At 38.0% G+C, this 23,418-nt stretch carries 23 protein-coding genes; 21 read left to right on the top strand and 2 right to left on the bottom strand.

Annotated features, from left to right (window positions below; genetic code table 11):
- Positions 1-82 precede the first annotated feature (82 nt).
- The 17 genes from KQI83_RS02220 to KQI83_RS02140 all read left to right on the top strand — a co-directional run bounded on the left by KQI83_RS02220 (position 83) and on the right by KQI83_RS02140 (position 18,030).
- Positions 83-403 (top strand): DUF1540 domain-containing protein, encoded by a 321-nt coding sequence (locus KQI83_RS02220; RefSeq protein ID WP_216554406.1) that lies wholly within the window; start codon positions 83-85, stop codon positions 401-403.
- A 169-nt stretch (positions 404-572) separates the two neighbouring features.
- Positions 573-1,175 carry a zinc dependent phospholipase C family protein gene (locus KQI83_RS02215; RefSeq protein ID WP_216554404.1) on the top strand — a complete coding sequence of 201 codons (603 nt, stop codon included), beginning with the start codon at positions 573-575 and terminating at the stop codon, positions 1,173-1,175.
- A 111-nt stretch (positions 1,176-1,286) separates the two neighbouring features.
- Positions 1,287-1,448: an aspartyl-phosphate phosphatase Spo0E family protein gene (locus KQI83_RS02210; protein ID WP_216554402.1), complete on the top strand. Its 162-nt coding sequence runs from the start codon at positions 1,287-1,289 to the stop codon at positions 1,446-1,448.
- A 243-nt stretch (positions 1,449-1,691) separates the two neighbouring features.
- Positions 1,692-2,123 (top strand): division/cell wall cluster transcriptional repressor MraZ, encoded by a 432-nt coding sequence (gene mraZ, locus KQI83_RS02205; protein ID WP_216554400.1) that lies wholly within the window; start codon positions 1,692-1,694, stop codon positions 2,121-2,123.
- A gap of 26 nt (positions 2,124-2,149) precedes the next feature.
- Positions 2,150-3,097: a 16S rRNA (cytosine(1402)-N(4))-methyltransferase RsmH gene (gene rsmH / locus KQI83_RS02200; protein WP_216554398.1), complete on the top strand. Its 948-nt coding sequence runs from the start codon at positions 2,150-2,152 to the stop codon at positions 3,095-3,097.
- 34 nt (positions 3,098-3,131) lie between these two features.
- Positions 3,132-3,653, top strand: a complete 522-nt coding sequence (locus KQI83_RS02195; RefSeq protein WP_216554397.1) for a hypothetical protein — start codon at positions 3,132-3,134, stop codon at positions 3,651-3,653.
- Positions 3,654-3,666: 13 nt separating this feature from the next.
- A complete protein-coding gene (locus KQI83_RS02190; RefSeq protein WP_216554394.1) occupies positions 3,667-5,637 on the top strand; it encodes a peptidoglycan D,D-transpeptidase FtsI family protein in 1,971 nt (656 codons plus the stop codon).
- Positions 5,638-5,702: 65 nt separating this feature from the next.
- Positions 5,703-7,529 carry a peptidoglycan D,D-transpeptidase FtsI family protein gene (locus KQI83_RS02185; protein ID WP_216554392.1) on the top strand — a complete coding sequence of 609 codons (1,827 nt, stop codon included), beginning with the start codon at positions 5,703-5,705 and terminating at the stop codon, positions 7,527-7,529.
- 152 nt (positions 7,530-7,681) lie between these two features.
- Positions 7,682-8,647 (top strand): phospho-N-acetylmuramoyl-pentapeptide-transferase, encoded by a 966-nt coding sequence (gene mraY / locus KQI83_RS02180; protein ID WP_216554391.1) that lies wholly within the window; start codon positions 7,682-7,684, stop codon positions 8,645-8,647.
- 36 nt (positions 8,648-8,683) lie between these two features.
- On the top strand, positions 8,684-10,051 hold the full coding sequence (gene murD / locus KQI83_RS02175) for a UDP-N-acetylmuramoyl-L-alanine--D-glutamate ligase (RefSeq protein ID WP_216554389.1): 1,368 nt from the start codon (positions 8,684-8,686) through the stop codon (positions 10,049-10,051).
- 21 nt (positions 10,052-10,072) lie between these two features.
- Positions 10,073-11,191 carry a putative lipid II flippase FtsW gene (gene ftsW, locus KQI83_RS02170; RefSeq protein ID WP_216554387.1) on the top strand — a complete coding sequence of 373 codons (1,119 nt, stop codon included), beginning with the start codon at positions 10,073-10,075 and terminating at the stop codon, positions 11,189-11,191.
- A gap of 4 nt (positions 11,192-11,195) precedes the next feature.
- Positions 11,196-11,939, top strand: coding sequence for a cell division protein FtsQ/DivIB (locus KQI83_RS02165; RefSeq protein WP_216554385.1), 744 nt, complete (start codon positions 11,196-11,198; stop codon positions 11,937-11,939).
- A 112-nt stretch (positions 11,940-12,051) separates the two neighbouring features.
- The gene (gene ftsZ / locus KQI83_RS02160; protein WP_216554383.1) at positions 12,052-13,239 is read left to right on the top strand and encodes a cell division protein FtsZ; all 1,188 of its coding nucleotides are present in this window, start codon (positions 12,052-12,054) and stop codon (positions 13,237-13,239) included.
- A 384-nt stretch (positions 13,240-13,623) separates the two neighbouring features.
- Positions 13,624-14,259, top strand: a complete 636-nt coding sequence (locus tag KQI83_RS02155; protein ID WP_216554381.1) for a ketopantoate reductase family protein — start codon at positions 13,624-13,626, stop codon at positions 14,257-14,259.
- Positions 14,260-14,494: 235 nt separating this feature from the next.
- Positions 14,495-15,280 carry a sigma-E processing peptidase SpoIIGA gene (locus KQI83_RS02150; protein ID WP_216554379.1) on the top strand — a complete coding sequence of 262 codons (786 nt, stop codon included), beginning with the start codon at positions 14,495-14,497 and terminating at the stop codon, positions 15,278-15,280.
- Positions 15,281-15,292: 12 nt separating this feature from the next.
- Positions 15,293-16,033 (top strand): RNA polymerase sporulation sigma factor SigE, encoded by a 741-nt coding sequence (sigE, locus tag KQI83_RS02145; protein WP_216554377.1) that lies wholly within the window; start codon positions 15,293-15,295, stop codon positions 16,031-16,033.
- Between the two features lie 395 nt (positions 16,034-16,428).
- A complete protein-coding gene (locus KQI83_RS02140) occupies positions 16,429-18,030 on the top strand; it encodes an MBL fold metallo-hydrolase RNA specificity domain-containing protein (RefSeq protein ID WP_216554375.1) in 1,602 nt (533 codons plus the stop codon).
- On the opposite strand, the gene sigG is transcribed toward KQI83_RS02140, so the two are convergent.
- Positions 17,999-18,802 (bottom strand): RNA polymerase sporulation sigma factor SigG, encoded by an 804-nt coding sequence (gene sigG / locus KQI83_RS02135; RefSeq protein ID WP_216554373.1) that lies wholly within the window; start codon positions 18,800-18,802, stop codon positions 17,999-18,001. The genes KQI83_RS02140 and sigG overlap by 32 nt on opposite strands.
- A gap of 130 nt (positions 18,803-18,932) precedes the next feature.
- Here sigG and KQI83_RS02130 point away from each other — a divergent pair, with 130 nt between their 5' ends.
- Both KQI83_RS02130 and KQI83_RS02125 read left to right on the top strand, forming a co-directional pair.
- Complete coding sequence (locus tag KQI83_RS02130; RefSeq protein ID WP_216554473.1) at positions 18,933-19,442, top strand: hypothetical protein; 510 nt, start codon at positions 18,933-18,935, stop codon at positions 19,440-19,442.
- Entirely contained in the window at positions 19,439-19,588 is a 150-nt protein-coding gene (locus tag KQI83_RS02125; protein WP_216554372.1) for a hypothetical protein, read from the top strand. Before KQI83_RS02130 ends, KQI83_RS02125 begins: the two co-directional genes overlap by 4 nt.
- Here KQI83_RS02125 and KQI83_RS02120 read toward each other — a convergent pair.
- Positions 19,578-20,435 (bottom strand): AraC family transcriptional regulator, encoded by an 858-nt coding sequence (locus KQI83_RS02120; RefSeq protein WP_216554370.1) that lies wholly within the window; start codon positions 20,433-20,435, stop codon positions 19,578-19,580. The two genes, KQI83_RS02125 and KQI83_RS02120, sit on opposite strands and share 11 nt — an antisense overlap.
- 163 nt (positions 20,436-20,598) lie before the next feature.
- On the opposite strand from KQI83_RS02120, the gene dapF reads away from it, so the two are divergent.
- Positions 20,599-21,444, top strand: a complete 846-nt coding sequence (dapF, locus tag KQI83_RS02115) for a diaminopimelate epimerase (protein ID WP_216554368.1) — start codon at positions 20,599-20,601, stop codon at positions 21,442-21,444.
- Between the two features lie 204 nt (positions 21,445-21,648).
- Complete coding sequence (gene argS / locus KQI83_RS02110) at positions 21,649-23,418, top strand: arginine--tRNA ligase (protein WP_216554367.1); 1,770 nt, start codon at positions 21,649-21,651, stop codon at positions 23,416-23,418.

Below are 23,418 nucleotides of genomic sequence, written 5' to 3'. Positions count from 1 at the left end.
AGAGTTCAGCAGCACGAAAATTGGGATAAGTCCACACTTGTGCTGCTGAATCTGCGAAAAAGAAGAAAAAGGAGATTTTAAAATGACACAATTAAAATGTTCTGTAAGAAGTTGTATGTATAATGACAACGAAGGAAACCTCTGCTCCAAAGGAGATATCATGATTGGAGGAAAAAGTGCTACCGCATCAAATGAAACACGGTGTGAAAGTTTTGAAGAGCGCAGAGGTTCAGCAACTAATTCAGTAGGTTCTCCAAGCGAAAAGATTGAGGTGGGATGTAAGGCAGAAAATTGCGTATTTAATGAAGAATGTAAATGTTCAGCACAGTCTATCGGAATTGCCGGAAGCAATGCATGTAGTTGTGCCGAGACAGAATGTGCAAGCTTTGAATGTCAATGCTAGTAGAATTTACTAAAAATTCCATTAATATTCACAAAAATTTTAAAAAATAATACTTGTAAAAAGAATAGGCAGGAAGTAGAATGAAACTGAAGTGAGTTGTTAGCAGTTTTATTCTGCTTCTTGTGTTTTAGAGGCAGTAATCTTAAGTCGAAGGACTATGGAGGAAATGATGAGAAAAAAGTCTCATATATCGTTAGCAAAGTATCTGGTAAACAGTATTTCTGAACAGGATATGATGGCACATAAGAAGGCATTTTATCTTGGAAGTATTTTACCTGACTGTAAACCATCCTTTTTGACAGAACGTCACGAGATAGAAGGAACGTTTCCAAAAGTACAGGAACAAATGCGGATTCTGGTAGAAGAACAGAAAAATTTCCAGATAAATACACGGGTATTTTATCGTAGATTAGGAGAGATTATACATTATATTGCGGATTACTTTACCTTTCCACACAATGCCCATTATATAGGAAGTTTGAAGGACCACTGTATATATGAGAAAAAGTTAAAGAAAAGCTTAAAGGAATATATTGAAAGTGGAGAAGCCTTGAAGAATTGTGTGTGGATTCGCAATAACCAGGGAGTACTAAATAGTACGGATGCAATTTGCGAGTTTATACAGATGGCACACGACCGATATGTAAAGAGAAAAAACACGGTGGAAGGAGATTGCCGTCAAATTGTGGCATTATGTCATCAAGTGGTGGAAGCAATTATTTTGTTGATAAAAGGAGAAAACATAGAGAAATTGTTACTCCCTGCCGCGTAAAATCAAAAAAAAGCATTTCGTGTCGAAAACTTGTGTAAAAATAACACGCATTTTGTTTGCTTTTTTCCCAGTAAGAAGATACAATACAAAAGGGGAGAAAAGGAGATATCAATGAGACCTTTGCTAGAGCTGAAAAAGCAAATTGAAACTGTACGAAAAGAGTTGAATATATCTGCTGAGAATGGTCTGGACAGAGAAGAGTGTTATAAGATTAGTCTTCGATTAGATGGATTGATAGCGGATTATATGCAATTAAAAAAAGATGAAATTTAATTACAATGATATGTAATTAAAGGAGAAAAAATAAAATAAATTATTAAGAGAAGTCTCTCGGGAAAGAAGAAAAAAATTTCTTTCCTGGGGGACTTTTTTTTATTTTCTATTGCTTTTTTCCCTATAATGGGCTAGAATGGAAGAAAAAGTGGAGGAAAGTGGTAGAAAAGGGTGCAAAGTGGTGGATAAGTGGAAAGAAAAGTGGAAATCCATCACACCTGTGCGGTTAGAAGGTGATTTTCAATGTTCATGGGAGAATTTAATCACACAATCGATGCAAAAGGCAGACTGATAGTACCGTCCAAATTCAGAGAATTACTTGGAGATGAATTTGTTGTGACAAAGGGGCTGGATGGATGCTTATTCGTGTATCCCAAGGAAGAATGGAAAATCATCGAAGATAAGTTCCGCGAAGTATCACAGTTCTCCAAAGAAGCCAGAAAATTTGCAAGATTCTTCTTTGCAGGAGCATCGTCCTGTGAAGTAGATAAGCAGGGAAGAGTATTACTTCCTGCTGTTTTGCGTGAATTCGCAGGATTAGAAAAAGAAGTGGTTTTGGCAGGTGTTTTAAATCATATAGAAATATGGAGCAAAGACAGATGGCAAGAAACCAATGAATATGATGATGTGGAAGAAATCGCAGAACATATGGCAAGTCTGGGACTTACAATTTAGGCAAGATACGCCGGAAAGGAATATGCATGGAATTCAAACATAAGTCCGTACTTTTAAAAGAAACAATAGAAAATTTAAATATAAAACCGGATGGCATATATGTAGATGGAACCCTGGGTGGGGGTGGACATGCATATGAAGTCTGTAAGCGATTATCCTCAAAGGGAAGATTTATTGGAATTGATCAGGATGAGGATGCGATAAAGGCAGCCACTCGGCGATTATTGGAATTTGAAGATAAAGTTCAGATTATCCGCAGTAATTACTGTGATATGAGAGAAGCATTAGCCGATATTGGTGTATACAAGGTGGATGGAATCGTCCTTGACCTGGGTGTTTCTTCTTATCAATTGGATGATCCGGAACGTGGATTTACTTATCGAGTGGAGGATGCACCACTGGATATGCGAATGGATAGAAGACAGGAATTTACAGCGAAAGAACTGATTAATACTTATAGTGAAATGGAATTGTACCGTATTATTCGAGATTTCGGTGAAGATAAATTTGCGAAAAACATTGCGAAACACATTGCTGCAGCAAGAGCGAAAAAGCCAATTGAGACTACCGGTGAATTGACTGAGATTATAAAGGCAGCAATCCCGGCGAAAATACGAATGAACGCAGGACATCCTGCAAAGCGTACTTTTCAGGCAATTCGAATTGAATTAAATAAAGAATTAGAAGTATTGCAAAATTCCTTAGAAGATATGATAGATTTATTGAATCCGGGTGGAAGAATTTGTATTATCACATTCCATTCCTTAGAAGACCGTATTGTAAAGAGTATTTATAAGAAAAGCGAGAATCCATGTACTTGTCCCAGTGATTTCCCAATTTGCGTATGTGGAAAGAAATCATTAGGAAAAGTAATAACAAGAAAACCTATCATACCAACGGAAGAGGAGTTGGTATACAATTCCAGATCCAAGAGTGCAAAACTGAGAGTGTTTGAAAAGGCACAGCAGGAGTAAAAATAAGCAGGAATGCATAAGGAGTGAAGATAGAATGAATCAGGAAGAGATGGCAAATAGAAGAAATATAGGATATATAGAAGGAAATACCGTTCGGAAAATGGAAGCAGCCCCACAAAGACGCGGTGAGCAGGTACATAGAGAATTAGAACGGAAACAGGAAAAAGACCGTGTACGAGAAGAGAGACAGCGAAAAGCCAGAATTGCAGCCAGAAGAAATCAGGAAAAGGCATTACAGATGAGCCCTGGATATGTGATATTTTTAACAATCGCTATGGTGGCTATGGTAAGTGTATGCGCTGTATATCTGAAGTTACAGTCAGATATTTCCAACAGAATGAAAACAGTTGCTACATTAGAAGCACAGGTAACAGATTTAAAAACACAAAACGACGGAAACTTAAAGCGAATTAATACCTCTATTGATTTAGAAAGTATTAAAAATACAGCAATTAATGAACTGGGTATGGTATATCCAAGCAAGGATCAGATAGTATATTTTAATATTGAGACAACAGATTATATGAATCAGTATGAAGACATTCCAGAAAAATAAGAGGGTGTATTAGTTGGCAAAGAAGAATAGAAAACCCAAAAAATTTACAAAAGCAATGAAGAAAAAACTACTGGTAGTATTTCTACTGGTAGTATTGTTATTAATCGCATTGGTGGTACGACTTTTTTACATTAGATATAGCAAAGGAAACGAGTATGCCAAAAAGGTATTGAGTCAACAGGGATATGCCAGTCAGACGATTCCATATCAGCGTGGCGATATTTTAGATTCTCAGGGAACGATACTGGCTACCAGTGTGGATGTATACAATGTGATATTGGATTGTAAACTTATTAACGAAGATGAAAAGTATGTGGAATCTACGATAGCAGCTTTGTTACAGTGCTTTCCGGATGTTACGGAAGAAGAATTGAGAACGGCTTTGACGGAAAAGGCAGACAGTCGTTATTTTGTATTGCGAAAAAAATTACCATATGAGCAGATACAGGGATTTGAAGCACTGGAAAATGAAGTGTATACCGAAGGAAAAAATAAAGGAAATAAAGTCAATCCCAATATTCAGGGAGTATGGTTTGAAAAAGAGTATGTAAGACAATATCCATACAATTCATTAGCTTGTAAAGTCCTCGGATTTACAACTTCCGGAAATGTAGGAATTGGTGGATTGGAAGACTATTATAATGATACTTTAAATGGAATAGACGGAAGACAGTATGGATATTTGAACACGGATAATAATTTTGAAAAAACGATTAAAGAACCGGTAAACGGACAAAGTCTGGTTACTACGATAGATATGAATATTCAAAATATCGTAGAACAGAAAATTGCAGCCTTTAATGCGGCACATGCAAATGAAGCAACAGAAGGGTCGGGAAGTCAGAATACGGCAGTAATCGTAATGAATCCTCAAAATGGAGAGATTCTGGCAATGGCAGATAGTACAGGCTATGACTTAAACAATCCGTGGGATTTGTCTGCATATTATACACCGGAGCAAATTGCATCTATGGATGAACAGACCACATTGGATAATTTAAATGGAATTTGGCAAAACTTTTGTACCACTTATACTTATGAACCGGGTTCTACTGCAAAACCATTTACCGTTGCAACAGGATTAGAAACCGGAAAGTTAAATGGGGATGAAACCTATTTCTGTGACGGATATCAGGAAGTGGGCGGACATATGATTAAGTGTGTGGCATATGCACATGGCGGACATGGTGTGGAAACCATTGAAAAGGCAATCATGAATTCCTGTAACGATGCATTAATGCAGATGGCAGATACCATTGGAAAAGATGAATTTAGTAAATATCAGAAAATATTTAACTTTGGCTTAAAAACCAATATTGATTTACCGGGAGAAGCGAGAACAGATACTTTGGTAAAAGGTGCGGATGAAATGGGAAGTGCAGACCTTGCAACCTACTCATTCGGTCAGAACTTTAATGTAACAATGATTCAGCTTGCCAGTGGCTTTTCTTCTATTATTAATGGAGGAAATTATTATCAGCCGCATTTGGTAAAAAAGATTGTAGATGATAATGGAAATACCGTTCAGACTGTTGAACCGGTTTTAATGAAACAAACAATTTCAAAACAGACCAGTGATACCGTAAAGGGTTATCTATATAATACTGTTTCCACAGGAACTGCAAAGAGTGCAAAAGTGGAAGGTTATTCCATGGGAGGAAAAACAGGTACAGCAGAAAAATATCCTCGTAGAAATGGAAAGTATCTGGTTTCCTTTATTGGATTTGCACCGGTAGAAAACCCACAGGTACTGGTATATGTCGTTATTAATGAGCCGAATGTAGAAAATCAGGCACAAAGTAGTCTGGCAACGAATTTGGCAAAAGACATCTTTACAGAACTATTTCCTTATATGAATATTTACAAGGATGAAGAAGACCCGCAGGCACAAGAGAATGCCCAAAGTCAGGAACAGCAGCAACAAATGACACCGGAAGAACAATCTTCTGCACAAGAAAACTATACAGATAATATTTTTAATTAGAATAGTACATAACCTCATAAAAGAAGTAATAGATTATAGTAATTGCTTTTATGAGGTTTTCGTATATGTTTCGGAATAAGACATACAACCGTAGAAAAATATTGCTTGTATTTACAATGGTTATGTTAGTGCTCGGTATTCTGGCAGGACGTTTGGTATACTTAATGGTGTTTTGTTCCCAATATTATGGGCAAAAAGCAGAGGATTTGCATGAAAGAGAACGAGACATCAAGGCAGCCCGTGGAAAGATTTTGGATGCTAATGGTGTAGTGCTTGCTACTAATCGTACGGTTTGTACAATTTCTGTAATTCATAGCCAGATAGAAGAACCGGAGGAAATCATTCAGGTATTGGTAAAAGAACTGGGAATGGATGAAGCAGAGGTGAGAAAACGCGTAGAAAAAGTCAGTTCCATTGAGCGTGTAAAGTCCAATGTGGACAAAGAAACCGGAGATCGTATTCGAGCCTACAAACTTTCCGGCGTAAAAGTAGATGAGGACTATAAGCGTTATTATCCCTATGATTCCTTAGCCTCTAAAGTGTTAGGATTTACCGGAGGAGACAATCAGGGCATCATCGGATTAGAAGTAAAATACGAAGAGTATTTGAAGGGAACCAGTGGAAAAATACTAACACTGACAGATGCGAGAGGTGTAGAAATTGAAAATGCCGGAGAACACCGACAGGAACCCATAGATGGGAATAACCTCCACTTAAGTCTCGATTACAATATTCAGATGTATTGTGAACAGGCAGCTAAAAGGGTAATGGAGCAAAAGTCCGCAGACAGTGTGGCAGTTATTGTAATGAATCCCCAGAACGGTGAAATTATGGCAATGGTGAATCTTCCGGAATTTAACTTAAATGAGCCATTTACTCTGGTGGAAACACCTAAGCCAGAACAACCGGAAGAAACAGAAAGCTCTGACGCGGCAGAAAGTAGTGAAGGAACCCAGGAAACTTCTGTGGTGCAAAATGCAGAAAACACCCAGGATTTATTGAATCAAATGTGGAGAAATCAGTGTATTAATGATACTTACGAGCCGGGGTCTATTTTTAAGGTTATTACAGCAGCATCTGCGTTAGAAGAAGGAGTTGTAACGGTAAACGATAACTTTTTCTGCCCCGGATATAAAATGGTAGAAGACCGTAGAATACGATGTGCAAAAGCAGGCGGGCATGGAGCAGAGACATTTACACAGGGAATTATGAACTCCTGTAATCCGGTTTTTATTGAAGTAGGATTGCGTCTTGGTGTGGATAATTTCTACAAGTACTTTAAGCAGTTTGGACTGCTGAATAAAACAGGAATCGATTTGCCGGGAGAAGCAGTTACCATTATGCATAAAAAAGAAAATGTAGGACCGGTGGAACTTGCAACCATTTCCTTTGGTCAGTCTTTTCAGATAACGCCTATACAGCTTGCAACAACCGTTTCTTCCATTATAAACGGAGGAGAACGCGTGATACCGCATTTTGGTGTGGATATTCAGGATACCCAGGGTAACATTGTGAAAACATTCACATACAATACCGGAAAGCAGATTGTAAGCAAAGAAACCTCGGAAACCATGCGAGGACTGTTAGAAAAAGTGGTTTCCGAAGGTGGAGGTAACAGAGCATATATTGAAGGTTATTCCATTGGAGGAAAGACCGCGACCTCTCAGACGTTACCCAGAAGTGCACATCGCTATATCTCTGCATTTATGGGGTTCGCACCGGCAGAAAATCCCAAGGTGCTGACATTGGTAATTGTAAATAACCCACAGGGAACCTATTATGGAGGAATGATTGCAGCTCCGGTTGTAAAAGATATTTATACAAATATTTTACCGTATCTTGGAATTGAGCGAGACGAGGTAGTGCAGGAAGAGTCAGATAGCGCACAGTAGTCATAATACAGGCTATGGCGGAAGTGTTACAAGTAAATGGTCAAATAGACTTGCATAATATAAGGAAAGGTTTTATAATTGAAAAGTTATATGAAGATAAAAAAGAAAGATACGGTGAGCATAAAACATCGTAAGGCGAGAGGTGTAAGAAAATGGCACAGAAAGTAATTTTTCCGGTGCTGATTGCATTTGCAATCACAGCAGTATTAGGACCAGTAGTAATACCGGTATTAAGAAAATTAAAAGTAGGTCAGACAGAGAGAGAAGAGTTAAAGTCTCATCTGAAAAAAGCAGGTACTCCAACCATGGGAGGACTTATGATACTGGCAGGTATTATTATTACTTGTCTGATTTATATGAAAGATTATCCGAAGATTATACCGATTCTTTTTGTAACAATAGGATTTGGAATTATTGGATTTTTGGATGATTATTTAAAAGTGGTATTGCGAAGATCGGATGGACTATTGCCTTGGCAGAAGATGTTAGGACAGATTGTAGTAACAGCAGTATTTATTTTTTACATGGTAAGATACTCTGATATATCCTTAAAAATGTTAGTTCCTTTTACCGGAGGATTTGAAAATGGCATTTATCTGGATTTGGGTTGGGTAGCAATTCCTGTTATGTTCCTTGCAATTATCGGTACCGTAAATGGAGCTAATTTTACAGACGGTTTAGATGGTTTGGCATCTAGTGTAACGGTATTGATTGCAACCTTTTTTACCGTAGTAGCAATTGGAACAAATAGCGGAATCGAACCGATTACCTGCGCAGTAGTGGGAGCATTACTTGGATTTTTACTTTTTAACGTATATCCTGCAAGTGTATTTATGGGAGATACAGGTTCCTTAGCGTTAGGTGGTTTTGTGGCAGCAACCGCTTATATGATGCAGATGCCGATTTTTATATTGATTGTAGCTTTGATTTATTGGGTAGAATTGTTATCTGTTATGATTCAGGTGACTTATTTTAAAAAGACCGGTGGAAAACGAATTTTCCGTATGGCACCAATTCATCATCATTTTGAATTAGGCGGCTGGTCAGAAACAAGAGTAGTAGCAGTATTTTCTATTGTAACAGCGCTTCTTTGCCTGATAGGGCTGCTTGCACTATAAGAAGTTGGTTATAATGGGTATAGATGGAGGAAAGACATGGAGATAGAAGGAAAAAAGTTCCTGGTTGTGGGAACAGGAATTAGCGGAATTGCAGCAGCAGAGCTTTTGGTAAAAAAGAATTTAAATGTTGTATTATATGATGGAAATGAAGAGTTAAAGGAACAGGAAATCAGAGAAAAATCTCCGCTATTAGAAAAGGTAGACATTGTACTGGGAACACTTACAACAGAACAAATCAAAGATTGCGATATTGCGGTATTAAGCCCGGGAGTACCTACTGACAGTCCGGTAGTGAATACTATGCGAGATGCAGGACTTGCAATCTGGGGTGAGATTGAATTAGCATATGCTTTTGAAAAAGGAAAAGTACTTGCAATCACCGGAACCAATGGAAAAACAACAACAACAGCGTTGTTAGGCGAAATTATGAAAAACTACTATAACAATGTGCAGGTGGTGGGAAATATTGGAATCCCTTATACCAGTGTGGTAGATAAGACCACAGAAGATTCCGTTACAGTAGCGGAAATCAGTAGTTTTCAGTTAGAAACCGTACACGAATTTTGTCCACAGGTTTCTGCAATCTTAAATATTACACCAGACCACTTAAATCGTCATCATACCATGGAAAATTATATTCTGGCAAAAGAAAGCATTACCAGAAATCAGGGAAAAGATCAGGTATGTGTATTAAACTATGAAGACGAAGTGTTGCGAAAATTTGCGGAAGAAGTAAAAGCAAAGGTGATATTTTTCAGCAGTCAGTGCAAATTAGAAGAAGGAATTTTCTTGCAGGGGGAAGACATTATCTGGGCTTCGGCAGGAAAAGAAACAGTGGTTTGCAATGTAAAAGAATTAAAATTAATTGGAAGACATAACTATGAAAATGTTATGGCAGCAACAGCCATGGCACTTGCTTTTGGAGTACCAATGGAAAAAATTAAAGAAGTTTTAGTTCGATTTGTTGCAGTTGCACATAGAATAGAATATGTAGTAACAAAACGTGGTGTACGTTTTTACAATGACTCTAAGGGAACCAATCCGGATGCAGCTATTCAGGCAATTCGCGCTATGGAATGGCCAACACTGTTAATCGGTGGAGGATATGATAAAAATTCCGAGTATGATGAGTGGATAGAAGCATTTGACGGCAAAGTAAAGAAGCTGGTTCTTTTAGGAGCTACCAGAGATAAGATAGCAGAAACAGCAATAAAGCTTGGTTATCCAAAAGAAGATATTGTGTTTGTAGAAAGTCTTCAGGAAGCAGTAGATGTATGCTATAAGAATGCTGAGAGTGGAGATGCAGTATTACTTTCTCCTGCATGTGCCAGCTGGGGAATGTTCAAAAACTACGAACAAAGAGGCGATATGTTTAAGAAAATGGCAAGAGCTTTAACGGAGTAATTAAAGGTCAGGAGTGCTGATATGGGCAGAGAACAAAGTCAAGACAAAAGACAAAAGAATATCCGGTATTTTGATTATAGTTTGCTTGTGATTATTTTATTTTTAATCTGTTTTGGACTGGTAATGCTTTATAGTACCAGCTCTTATAATGCGCAGCTTAAGTTCGGAGATGGAACCGCCTATTTGCGAAAACAATTACAGGCAACGGTAATCGGTCTTGTGGTAATGTTTGCAGTTTCCAAGATTGATTACCGCATCTGGAAGAAATTTTGGCTTTTGGCGTACATAGGTGCATTTGGACTTTGTACCTTGGTTTTATTTGTGGGAAAAGAACTGAATGGTGCCAAAAGATGGTTGCAGGTAGGACCATTAAGTGTTCAGCCTTCTGAGATAGCAAAGCTTGCGATTATTGTGTTTTTAGCCACCATTATCAGCGAGATGCCAAAGCAGATGGGAAAATTTTCCTCACTGGTAAAGGTTATGATTATGGTTATGCCCATGGTTATTATCGTTGCTTCGGAGAACTTAAGTACTGCGATTATTATACTGGGAATTGCCGTAGCTCTGGTTTTCGTATCCAGTCCTAAATATATGCAATTCGTGGTGATGGCAGGAGTGGTAATTGTGTTTGGTGCAGCATTTATTATGCTGGAATCTTACCGTGCAGAACGTTTGAAAATCTGGTTAAATCCGGAAAAGTATGAAAAAGGTTTCCAGACACTTCAAGGATTGTATGCAATCGGTTCCGGAGGGCTATTTGGAAAAGGACTGGGTGCAAGTATGCAAAAACTTGGGTTTGTACCGGAAGCACAAAATGACATGATTTTTTCCATTATTTGTGAAGAATTAGGACTGTTTGGTGCCATCTGTGTCATACTGTTGTTTGGCATTTTAATCTGGCGATTCATGGTAATTGCCAACAATGCACAGGACTTGTATGGAGCCTTATTAGTTACCGGAGTAATGGCGCACATTGCCATTCAGGTTATTTTAAATATTGCCGTTGTAACAAACACGATTCCAAATACGGGTATTTCATTACCATTAATCAGTTATGGAGGAACTTCGGTATTGTTTTTACTGGCGGAAATCGGACTGGTATTGAGTGTATCCAGAGGAATACGACTGGAACAGGAGTGATGGTATGAAACGAGAAGGAAAAAGGAAAAAATGGAAGATTCGGTTGGCAGTTTTTTTCATTATTTTAGCATTACTTGCTATCGGAGCCTTGGTGGTAATCAAAGTATTTACCGTGAAAAAAGTAGAGATTACCGGAAATGTAAACTGTTCCGAAGAAACCATAAAGGAATGGGTATTAAAGGATGAATATTCCTGGAACAGCCTTTATGTATATTTTAAAAATAAATTTGTGGAACCGGAAGATATTCCATTTGTAGACACTATGGAAGTGACATTAAAATCTCCCCATGTGTTAGCAATTAAAGTGTACGAAAAGGGACTATTAGGATGTGTTTACATGGATTCCTTAGGGCAGAATGCATATTTTGATAAAGATGGAATTGTTGTGGAAATGTCATCCGATGTGATTGAAGGCGTACCAAGAATTACCGGCCTGGATGTGGATGAAATCGTGTTATATGAAAAGTTGCCTATAAAAGGGAAAAATGTACTAAAGAACTTATTATCTCTTACCCAAAGCTTAAAGAAGTATGAATTGTTACCACAAAGTATCAATTATAGCAAAGAAGGAAGTTATACTTTGGGTTATGGAAATATTACCGTTTTACTTGGACAGGCAAAGCATTTAAATGAAAAAATCTTAAGATTATCCTATATTATGCCTCAATTAGAAGGGCAGGCAGGAACCCTGCATTTGGAAAGCTGGACGGAAGATACAACGGATATAAGTTTCGAAAAAGCACAGTAAAAGAAAAAAGTTTCGTAAAATTTAAAATTTTTATTGATTAATTAGCAAAAAAATTATACTATATTGTATAAGAGTTTATATTGGATAAATGAGGACAAAAGGAGGAAGAACCTTGCTGGAGATTATGACAAGTGAAGCAGATTCCAGTGCTAAGATCATTGTGATTGGTGTCGGGGGAGCTGGAAATAATGCAGTAAATAGAATGATTGATGAAAATATTGGTGGTGTTGAGTTTATTGGTATCAACACGGACAAGCAGGCATTAGCCTTATGTAAAGCACCAACACTCATTCAGATTGGTGAGAAACTTACCAAAGGATTAGGAGCAGGTGCACAGCCTGAGATTGGTGAAAAGGCAGCAGAAGAGAGTAGTGAAGAATTAAACGCAGCAATCAAAGGTGCAGATATGGTATTTGTTACCTGCGGTATGGGCGGTGGAACAGGAACAGGTGCAGCACCTGTTGTTGCTAAAATTGCCAAAGACATGGGGATATTAACAGTAGGTGTTGTAACCAAGCCTTTTAAGTTTGAAGCAAAGGCCCGTATGGTAAATGCACTTGGTGGAATTGAAAGATTAAAAGACAGCGTAGATACGTTGATTGTAATTCCAAATGATAAATTACTTGAGATTGTAGACAGACGCACTACAATGCCTGATGCATTGAAGAAAGCAGATGAAGTATTACAGCAGGCAGTACAGGGAATCACAGACTTGATTAACTTACCTGCATTGATTAACCTTGACTTCGCAGATGTTCAGACTGTTATGAAGGATAAGGGAATGGCTCATATCGGTATTGGTAATGCCAAGGGTGATGAGAAGGCAATCGAGGCAGTAAAACTTGCAGTTGCCAGCCCATTGTTAGAGACAACTATCAATGGTGCATCCCATGTTATTATTAATATTTCCGGAGATATTTCTCTTATGGATGCGAATGATGCAGCAAGCTATGTACAGGATCTTGCAGGAGATAATGCAAATATTATCTTTGGTGCGAAGTTTGATGAGACAATGACAGATGAAGCAACAATCACTGTAATTGCTACTGGTTTAGAGGAAGTGGCAGCATCTCCAAAGATTATGCCAAGTATGAAATATACAACAAATGCAACTCCGAGACCGGCAACAACAGCTACTCGTCCATTGAGTTCTTATACTTCAGGAACTACTCACAGTAGTACAAGCGGGTTAGGTGTAACACCATCTTCTATGGGATTACAGAGACCGAAGAAGCCAGAAAGCAGTATTCCGGAAAGAGATATTAAGATACCAGAGTTCTTGAAGAATACAAGAAAATAGTAATAGTAGGATAAAAGGTTTGACTGTAAGAGAGTCAAACCTTTTTTATGTAATAGGAAATTACGTCCTATTACATAAAAAACGCTCCGCTAAGGAAGCGCACTTCGCGGAGATGAAATTAGTCATAAATGACACCGCTCGGGCGCGAAAGAGTCCAGCGAGCGGACTCTTTGTTCTGCAATAGGAAATATCGTGTTACCTTAAAGTGTAAAAGTTATGATTTTCCTATGATATAAAAACGCTCCGCTAGGGGAGTGTACCTCGCGGAAAGGAGAAAAATATGTTAATTCAGGGAATACATCATATATGTATCAAGTGCGACAAAAGTGAAATAGAAAAGGTGAAAAATTTCTATGGGGATGTGTTAGGGATGCCCATACCATAGTGTTAAGTCCGTTAAATGGAATAGATAGTGAAACCATTATCGGAGAGAAAATAGGCATGGAACATCTGGTATATTCCATGATTAAGATAGCGTCTCAGAGAGTGGAAAACGCGATTACTTATAATCCGGAGGTTACGCAAGGACTTTATTTTGGAGAGCAGAATGGAGAAAAAAGTGAACGTATTCAGGCAATAGAAGAACTATTTGAAGGAACCAATATACATTATCATATAAGTGACAATATTCAACAGGATATCTGGTACAAATATGCATTGAATATCAGTAAAAATTTACCGCAGGCAATTGTAAATTGCGGAGTGGGTGCCTATACAACAAGTAAACATCTGGCATATATCAGTGAACGTATGAGAGAAGAAGTAGTTCAGGTTGCAGCAGCAAAGGGAATTGATATTAGTGATGCAGCAAATAGAGCAGGAATCAATATACCGATTTCGCCGGATAGTCGTTTTTCTACGTTGCAGGACTTAGATGGAAAAAGGGAAACAGAAATCGAAATGTTTTCAGGGGCATTAAGTCGTATGGGAAAAGAAATTGGAATAGATACACCCTTTAATGAATTTGCATATCATGTAATTAAATGCTTAGAAGAAAAAAATCGCGGGGAAATACGCTAAAACCATACAAATATGTATAAGTATAAGAAATATGTGTAAAAGAAAAGCAGTTTTGACATATCTGTGTCAGAGCTGCTTTTTTTATGCAATAGGAAATTAGTCATCGAGAATATTTGCAAGGAGTGTAGAAACGTGTATAAGTTTGTAAATCAATTTCTGTAAAATCGGACAATGGTTTGACAAAAAAATCGGAAGAAGCATTTTATAATGGTATCCAGCAGAAAGGGGGCATTTAGTGAAATATGAACTGTATGCAGATGTTTGGTTTGCTACAAACTGCTCCATGGATTGTCTTGCATTATGGTTGTGCACAAAATTGATGAAACAAAGCTGCAAAAGAGGAAGAATATTTTTGTCAGGGGTGATAGGAACAGCATTTGCACTTGCTTGTTTTTTTATTATGCGAAGTTATATCTGCTATGTGATAACCGTACATTTGGTAATAAATCCTCTGATGGTGTTTTTATGTTTTCGAAGCAGAAATGTAAAAGAATTTTTCATGCAGTATGTGTTTACATATTTGTCAGTCATTTCTCTGGGAGGAATTTTAGAATTTAGCAGAGGTGTGTGGCGAGGCGGTATAGGGTATTGGATAACGGTAGTGGTGGCAGTAGTTTTCATACTTGTAACAGAGAAGGTAAGAAATACATGGAAAAGGCAAAAGGACACGGTGGTCGAAGTGTTGATTTTATTGGAAGAACGACAGGTACGGACAAAAGGATTTATAGATACAGGAAATCTTTTGAAGGACCCGTTGGTAAATCGACCGGTACATATTATAAAAGAGAGACTTTTAGAGCCTGAGTTAGAAGAAGGAAAGTTGTTAATTCGTTTGATTCCATATCATTCTTTAGGGAAAGAACATGGATTACTAGAAACGGTTACATTAAAAGGAATGTACATATTACAGGGAGAAGTGTCGGTTTATTTGGAAAATCCGGTATTTGGAATTGCAAGAGAAAAATTATTTCAAGGTGATAAGTATGACGTGATATTAAACGGAGTATGTATGGAACATTAAAGGAGGAAAAAGATGTATATAAAAATTGCGATACCACAACACTTTCAGTTGAAATTAATACCTAATATTCAAAATATGATGCTTTTAAGAAAGGGAGACATTCATTATATCGGTGGGGCAGAGATATTACCACCACCACTGGAAACAACGGAAGAAACGCAATGTATTAGTCAGTTGCAGGGAGAAGAGGCACAAGAAGCACGAAGTAGACTGATTGAGCATAACTTACGATTAGTGGTTTATATAGCTAAAAAATTCGATAATACAGGAATTGGTGTGGAAGATTTGATTTCCATTGGAACCATAGGGTTAATAAAGGCAATCAATACCTTTAATCCGGAGAAAAATATTAAACTTGCCACCTATGCGTCCAGATGTATCGAAAATGAGATTTTAATGTATCTTAGGAGAAATAATAAGACTAGATTGGAAGTATCTATTGATGAGCCGTTAAATGTGGACTGGGATGGAAATGAGCTACTGCTTTCCGATATTTTAGGAACAGAAGAGGATATTATATATCGGGATATTGAAACCGAGGTAGAAAAAGGATTGCTAAAAAGAGCAGTAGAAAAACTTTCACCGAGGGAGAAAACAATCGTAGAATTGCGATTCGGTTTAAACCATCCCACCGGAGAAGAGCTGACACAGAAAGAAGTGGCAGACCTTCTTGGTATTTCCCAATCGTATATTTCCAGGTTAGAAAAAAAGATCATGAAACGGCTAAGAAAAGAGATTGTAAAGTTTGAATAGCCGTAACCAGTATGGTATAATGTACATATAGCAATGAGCCGTGCCAAAAAAGGAAAAGACAAATCGGCTGCTAGCAGACGAATTTGGATATTACTTTTTTGATAGGGCGAAAGCCCGTGAGCGAGAGGAAACGAAGCGGAATCGAGCGGGCACGGCGAAAAAGCCGTGAAGAGGAAAGGCGAAAGCCCGTGAGCGAGAGGAAGCGAAGCGGAATCGAGCGGGCACGGCGAGAAAGCCGTGAAGAGGAAAGGCGAAAGCCCGTGAGCGAGAGGAAGCGAAGCGGAATCGAGCGGGCACGGCGAGAAAGCCGTGAAGAGGAAAGGCGAAAGCCCGTGAGCGAGAAGAAGCCAAGCGGAATCGAGCGGGCACGAACATAATGGATTGGAGATGGTAGTATGAGGCTGGAATTTTTGGGGGCAGCTCATGAGGTAACCGGAAGTTGTCATTATTTACAAGTGGGAGATACAACACTGTTAGTAGACTGTGGAATGGAACAGGGTGCAGACATTTATGTGAATCAGGATATTCCCGTAAATGCAGCAGAAATTGATTGTGTGTTAGTAACACATGCTCATATCGATCATTCAGGTTTGTTACCTTTGTTATATAGTCGTGGATTCAGAGGTAAAATATATGCGACTACGGCAACCACAGAGTTGTGTAATATTATGTTAAAGGATTCTGCACATATTCAAATGTTTGAAGCAGAGTGGCGAAATCGTAAGGCAAAACGTGCAGGAAAACCATTAGTAGAGCCAATGTATGATATGGACGATGCTATGGGAGTATTGGAACACTTTATTCCTTGTACCTATGAGGAAAAAATCAAAATCTCAGAAAACATTACCATTCGTTTTATTGATGTAGGACATTTATTAGGTTCTTCCAGTATTGAGGTTTGGGCACAAGAGGATGGAAAAGAAATAAAGTTAGTATTTTCCGGAGATATTGGTCATGGAAACAAACCATTGATTCGAGATCCACAGTACATAAAAGAAGCAGATTATGTTATCATGGAATCCACTTATGGAGACCGTGTACATCAGAATCCACCGGATTATGCAAAAGAGTTAGCACGGGTATGTCGTGAAACTTTTCAGCGAGGCGGTAATCTGGTGATTCCAGCCTTTTCGGTAGGAAGAACACAGGAAATGCTGTACTTTATGCGAAAAATAAAGACAGAAAATTTATTGCCGGAATATCAGGATTTTGAAGTGTATATTGATAGTCCGTTGGCAGTAGAGGCTACTAATATTTTCCACAAGAGTGTAGAAGAATGTTTTGATGAAGAAGCAAGAGAATTAGTAGGAAAGGGTATTAACCCAATCGGATTTCCTGGACTTAAAACAGCAATTACCAGTGATGAATCGAAAATGATTAACTTTATTAATAAGCCCATTGTAATTATTTCCGCATCCGGTATGTGTGAAGCAGGAAGAATACGACATCATTTAAAACATAATTTGTGGAGAGAAGATTCTACTATTTTGTTTGTAGGATATCAGGTCCCGGGAACCTTGGGAAATCACCTGTTAAGTGGAGCAAAAGAGGTAAAACTTTTTGGAGAAACCATTGAGGTGCGCGCCCATATTGAAAACCTTGCAGGAATTAGCGGACACGCAGATCAGCCACATTTATTAAAGTGGATAGAAGCATTTGAAAAAAAGCCGCAGAGAGTATTTGTTGTACATGGTGATGACAAGGTATGCGACCATTTTGCACAACTGGTAGAACAGGATACCGGAATTCCGTCCATAGCACCTTATAGCGGAGACATTTACGATTTGCTTACCAATGAATGTATTGCGCAGGGCAGCCGTGAGATGACGCAGAAGAAAAAGAAAGATACTCGTATGGTTTCTAATGTGTTCGCACGACTGGTTGCAGCAGGCGAGCGGCTTATGGCTGTAATTCGTAAATGTGAAGGCAGACCAAATAAAGAATTAGGCAAGTTTGCAGATCAGATTAATTCCCTCTGTGATAAGTGGGAGGAATAGAAAGATAATTTCGCATATTTTTTAAGGCGGATTTTTCCAATCTGCTGACTTGAGCTTGGGAGATGTGGATTTCTTCAGCGACTTCCATTTGTGTTTTTCCTTCGAAAAAGCGGAGTTTAATGATATAGTTTTCCCGTTCATTTAACCGCTTCATGGCATCGCTTAAAGAAAGCTCTTCTACCCAAGCTTCTTCCTTGTTCTTTTTGTCACTAATTTGATCCATAACATAAAGGGTATCGCCACCGTCAGTGTAAATGGGATCATATAGACTTAAAGGGCTTTGAATGGCATCCAAAGCAAAGACAATATCCTCTTTTGGAATTTCCAATGCTTTTGCAATGTCTTCTAAGGTTGGCTCATGAGAGAGCTCCTTGGATAATAGTTCACGGGTATGAATTACCTTGTATGCAGTATCCCTTAAAGAGCGACTGACACGAATGGAATTATTGTCCCGTAAATAACGGCGTATTTCGCCAATAATCATAGGAACTGCATAGGTGGAAAATTTTACCCCCATGTCAGGGTTGAAATTATCAATGGATTTGATAAGTCCGATACATCCGATTTGAAATAAATCGTCAACATTTTCATTACTATTAGAAAAGCGTTTGATAACGCTTAGGACAAGTCTTAAATTACCTTTGATATATTCTTCACGCGCTTGCATGTCACCAGCTTTAATTCTGGTAAAAAGTGCATTTTTTTCTTCTTCTTTTAATATAGGAAGCCGAGAAGTATTGACTCCGCATATTTCTACTTTGTATACGGCCATGGTGTTACCTCCAGGGATTTTTATATTAAAAGAATGCACGGAATTTGATACTTTTATTCATATAAAATTTGTGATAAAATAAAATTAGTAAAAAGATTTCCAAACTGAGGGTATTTGGAGGAATGATAATATGAAAGATGCGATTGATAAAAGAAATGAAAAAGAGAAAATAGCGAGAAGCATCATAAAACGCTGGAATGTTATTTATATAACAAAGGAAGAGTTAGAGAAGAGACGCCAGGAAGAAGAGCGCATGAAACAAAATCAGGAAGAATGTGAAAAGGCAGATGAGATTTTAAAGCGCTTAGAAAACGAGGCGAAAGAAGACGAGTGTAAAAAAGCAGAGGAAATGCAGGCAATTTTGGCGCAGCAGGAAATAGAAGGTCATAAAAATGCAGATACCTATGGAACAACTCCGATGGATGGGGTTACCCAGGAGAAAGTAGAGGCAATCTTAAATGATAAAGAACGTATGTTACAGCAAATTATTCAAGATACCGAAATGGCTTCAGCGCAGCAAGAAATGGAAGAAAACGTGGGAGAGGAACTTACAGAGGATAACACCACAGCAGAAGAGAAAGATGCAGAAGAAGTTTCGGAAGTTGTGGAAGAGTCTGAGGAAGAGGGTGCATCTGCATGAAAGAGCCAGAAGAAAAAGATAAAAAAGAAATAGAAGAAACAAAAAAGACTGCCCCAAAGCAGCCTTTGAGTGAAACATGGTCACAAGATGCACAGGATGAACTTCAGGAGTTTATTGAACTTCAGGGAATTTATATCAGACAATAAGATCCTTCGGAGATATGCCAAACATTTTGCGAAAAGCACGCAAAAAAGTAGAATAATCAAAAAAACCACATTGGGAGGCAGCCTTTAAAACAGGTGTGCCTCCTTTTATCATGTCTGATGCACAGATAAGTCGTTTCTGTTGTATATAATTGTGAAGTGTATATCCGGTTTCTTCCTTAAATTTGTGCATAAGGTAATATTTGCTAAGGAAAAATTTCTCAGAAAGAGCCTCGTTGGATAAATCTTCATCCAGATGCAGGTTAATATATTTTAAAATGTCAGCAATTTGCTTGTCGTACTTGGAAGCAGATTGATTTTCTTCGTATTGTTCCGGAGTGAAAACCTGATTTAAGTACACCATAAGTTGCAAAAAGTATGTCTGGCTTAGAACTTCATGCCCAAATTCTTCACTGGTAAGAGAATCCTCAAGAGAGTGGATTAGCGTTTGAATTTTTGTCTGTAAGGTAGCATTTAAACGGATAAGATTAAAACGCTTTTCATTTGCGGTAGCAAAGCAGGCAGAAAGGTCGCACGGACGGTCTTTCTGTGATTTAATAAAGTCATTTTGCAACCAAATGATAATGCGTTCATAAGTGGTGCCCGGATCAATGACAGCCTTATGAATATCATGATGATTTACCAAAAGAATATCCCAAGGCTTTAGATAGTAAGCCTTTCCTTCTACCAGGTAGGTAACATTTCCAGAAAGAAAAATAATAATCTTATTAAAATTGTGGTAATGGAATTCAAATTCCGGTGTTTTTTTATCCTTTAAATGAAAAAGGCGAAAGTTTTGATGTAAGTATCCGCTTTCCTTTTTGGAAGAAAGTTCTGTATGTTCATTCATAATAATATCCTCTGCAAAATATAATTCATTACGCAAATATCATACCGCACTTTTTGCAACGTTTCAAGCAATTTATTCGCTATTATTTGCAAAAAGATACGATATAATAGAATTATAAATACGTTACGCGGCAGGTACGGTGAGACCTGGGAAGGGAGAATATATGGATACAATTACAATGAAAAAATATCACGGATTAGGAAACGATTACTTGGTACTGGACCCAAATAAAAACGAGATAAAGTTACAAAAGAGAAATGTGGAAATGCTTTGCAGAAGAAACTTTGGTGTAGGTGCAGACGGCATTTTATATGGACCATTTCAAGAAGATGGAAAGCTTCGGGTTCAGATATTTAATCCGGATGGTTCAGAGGCAGAGCGTAGTGGAAATGGTGTGCGTATTTTTGCAAAATATCTGCTGGATGAAGGATATGTAAAAGAAAAGAAATTTACATTAAATACATTGGCTGGAGACGTAGAAATTGAGTTTTTAGACGAAGACGGAAGTACTATGCGGGTAAATATGGGAAAACCGGTATATGCAGGAGCAGAACTGCCCTTGGTAGGATTAGAAGGAGAAATCGTAAATGCACACTTGCGTTTCCACGATAATGATTACAATACAACCTGCTTATCGGTGGGAAATCCAAACTGTGTTATTATGATGGAGGAGATTACGCCACAGAAAGCAAAAGATTTAGGACCTTATGTAGAAGGAGCTTCTTATTTCCCGAATCGAACGAATATGCAGATATGTAAAGTAATGGATAGAGAAAATATTGCTATCGAAATATACGAGCGTGGAGCCGGCTATACTCTTGCGTCAGGTACAGGAGCATGTGCCGCAGCAGCCGCAGCAAAACGTATGGGATTAGTAGACGATAAAGTAACTGTTCATATGCAAGGTGGCAATCTTATCGTAGAATTTGATAAAGAAGGAAATATCTTTATGACAGGAACAGTGGGAACGGTAGGAACCTTTACCTTGGCAGAGAATTTTTTTGCATAGGATGTTACTAATTGAAAAAGTGGATATTGGCAAGAAAAAAAGCGGATATTGGCAAGAAAAAAAGTGGATATTCAGAATCCGAAAGTGGACATTGAAAGTGAAAAGCTGAAAAAAGAGGGTGACAAGTTCCCCTCTTTTTGTTATGATTAAAAGTAAAGTGTTCTGAAGAATTCAGAAAGTATGTGAAAGAAAAGAGGACAGACCATGAAAAAAATGTTGGACTTAATCAGTGCTGAAGTAACGAAGGCATTTGAAGATAATGGATATGATGCAAAGTACGGAAAAGTAACATTGTCAAATCGTCCGGATTTGTGTGAATATCAGTGTAATGGAGCCATGGCAGCAGCAAAGGAATATAAATGTGCTCCATTTATGATTTCAGATAAAATTGCAGAGAGTTTGAAGGAAAATCCAATGTTTTCCTCAGTAGAATCAGTAAAACCGGGATTTTTGAATATGAAGTTAAATGAATCCTATTTAGCAGATTATATTGGAAATATGGAGGCAGACAAGGAACGTCTTGGATGCGAGAAAGCAAAGAATCCAAAGACAATTATGATTGATTACGGCGGACCAAATGTGGCAAAGCCACTTCATGTAGGACACTTACGTTCTGCAATCATCGGAGAAAGTGTAAAACGTATCGGTAAGTTTATGGGACATCGTATGATTGGTGATGTACATTTGGGAGACTGGGGTCTTCAGATGGGACTTATTATTACTGAGCTTAAGGAACGTAAACCGGAGCTTGTATATTTTGATGAAAATTATGATGGAGAATATCCAAAAGAACCACCATTTACCATTTCAGAATTAGAAGAGATATACCCAACTGCCAGTGGGAAGTCCAAACAGGATGCGGCATATAAAGAAGCAGCAATGCAGGCAACTTATGAACTTCAGCATGGAAGAAGAGGATACAATGCACTTTTAAAACATATCTTAGATGTGTCTGTAAATGACTTAAAGCGCAATTACAAGAACCTTAATGTATCTTTTGACCTGTGGAAAGGTGAGTCCGATGCACAGCCGTATATCCCGGATATGGTACAGAAGATGAAGGATGACGGATATGCATACATAAGCGAAGGTGCATTGGTAGTAGATGTAAAAGAAGATACCGATACCAAAGAGATTCCACCATGTATGATTTTAAAATCAGATGGAGCTTCTTTATACAATACAACCGACCTTGCGACGATTGTATGGCGTATGAAGGACTACAATCCGGATGAGTTGATTTATGTAGTAGACAAGCGTCAGGAATTGTATTTTACACAGGTATTCCGTTGTGCAAGAAAGACCGGCTTAGTGAAACCGGAAACGAAATTGAAGTTTTTAGGCTTTGGTACTATGAACGGCAAGGATGGAAAGCCATTTAAGACCCGTGAAGGTGGTGTCATGCGTCTGGAGTATTTGGTTTCTTCCATTAATGAAGAAATGTATAAAAAGATTGCAGAAAACCATACCGTAGACGAAGCAGAAGGAAAAGAGACAGCAAAAGTAGTTGCTTTAGCTGCAATTAAGTATGGGGATTTATCCAATCAGGCTTCTAAGGACTATGTATTTGATATTGAAAGATTTACTTCTTTTGAAGGAAATACAGGACCATATATTTTGTATACAATTGTTCGTATCAAATCTATTTTGAAAAAATATCAGGCAGAAAAGACAATGCCAGAGGATGCTAAGATTCTTCCGGCACATTCAGAAAGTGAAAAGGCACTGATGTTAGAGTTAAGCAAATTCAATGCAGCTATGGAAACAGCATTTGAAGAAACAGCACCACATAAGATATGTGCTTATATCTATGACCTTGCAAATGCATTTAATCATTTTTACCATGAAACAAAAATTATGGCAGAAGAAGATGCAATGGTACAGGCAGGTTACATTAAGTTGTTAGAATTAACAAGAAGTGTACTAGAAACATGCATTGATGTGTTAGGATTCGAAGCACCAGAGAGAATGTAA

Source organism: Roseburia sp. MSJ-14 (genome assembly GCF_018918225.1).
GTDB lineage: Bacteria > Bacillota > Clostridia > Lachnospirales > Lachnospiraceae > Petralouisia.
The sequence above is the reverse complement of the archived record's forward strand: the minus strand, read 5'-3'. Positions and strand labels throughout refer to the sequence as shown.

Excerpts from the sequence above, each read along its gene's own strand:
- dapF (WP_216554368.1), top strand. The coding sequence starts at position 20,599 with ATGGATACAATTACAATGAAAAAATATCACGGATTAGGAAACGATTAC.
- KQI83_RS02210 (WP_216554402.1), top strand. The coding sequence starts at position 1,287 with ATGAGACCTTTGCTAGAGCTGAAAAAGCAAATTGAAACTGTACGAAAA.
- argS (WP_216554367.1), top strand. The coding sequence starts at position 21,649 with ATGAAAAAAATGTTGGACTTAATCAGTGCTGAAGTAACGAAGGCATTT.
- KQI83_RS02120 (WP_216554370.1), bottom strand. The coding sequence starts at position 20,435 with ATGAATGAACATACAGAACTTTCTTCCAAAAAGGAAAGCGGATACTTA.
- KQI83_RS02165 (WP_216554385.1), top strand. The coding sequence starts at position 11,196 with ATGAAACGAGAAGGAAAAAGGAAAAAATGGAAGATTCGGTTGGCAGTT.
- KQI83_RS02140 (WP_216554375.1), top strand. The coding sequence starts at position 16,429 with ATGAGGCTGGAATTTTTGGGGGCAGCTCATGAGGTAACCGGAAGTTGT.
- sigE (WP_216554377.1), top strand. The coding sequence starts at position 15,293 with ATGTATATAAAAATTGCGATACCACAACACTTTCAGTTGAAATTAATA.
- murD (WP_216554389.1), top strand. The coding sequence starts at position 8,684 with ATGGAGATAGAAGGAAAAAAGTTCCTGGTTGTGGGAACAGGAATTAGC.
- mraY (WP_216554391.1), top strand. The coding sequence starts at position 7,682 with ATGGCACAGAAAGTAATTTTTCCGGTGCTGATTGCATTTGCAATCACA.
- KQI83_RS02130 (WP_216554473.1), top strand. The coding sequence starts at position 18,933 with ATGAAAGATGCGATTGATAAAAGAAATGAAAAAGAGAAAATAGCGAGA.
- KQI83_RS02215 (WP_216554404.1), top strand. The coding sequence starts at position 573 with ATGAGAAAAAAGTCTCATATATCGTTAGCAAAGTATCTGGTAAACAGT.
- ftsW (WP_216554387.1), top strand. The coding sequence starts at position 10,073 with ATGGGCAGAGAACAAAGTCAAGACAAAAGACAAAAGAATATCCGGTAT.
- KQI83_RS02125 (WP_216554372.1), top strand. The coding sequence starts at position 19,439 with ATGAAAGAGCCAGAAGAAAAAGATAAAAAAGAAATAGAAGAAACAAAA.
- sigG (WP_216554373.1), bottom strand. The coding sequence starts at position 18,802 with ATGGCCGTATACAAAGTAGAAATATGCGGAGTCAATACTTCTCGGCTT.
- KQI83_RS02220 (WP_216554406.1), top strand. The coding sequence starts at position 83 with ATGACACAATTAAAATGTTCTGTAAGAAGTTGTATGTATAATGACAAC.
- KQI83_RS02185 (WP_216554392.1), top strand. The coding sequence starts at position 5,703 with ATGTTTCGGAATAAGACATACAACCGTAGAAAAATATTGCTTGTATTT.
- rsmH (WP_216554398.1), top strand. The coding sequence starts at position 2,150 with ATGGAATTCAAACATAAGTCCGTACTTTTAAAAGAAACAATAGAAAAT.
- mraZ (WP_216554400.1), top strand. The coding sequence starts at position 1,692 with ATGTTCATGGGAGAATTTAATCACACAATCGATGCAAAAGGCAGACTG.
- KQI83_RS02195 (WP_216554397.1), top strand. The coding sequence starts at position 3,132 with ATGAATCAGGAAGAGATGGCAAATAGAAGAAATATAGGATATATAGAA.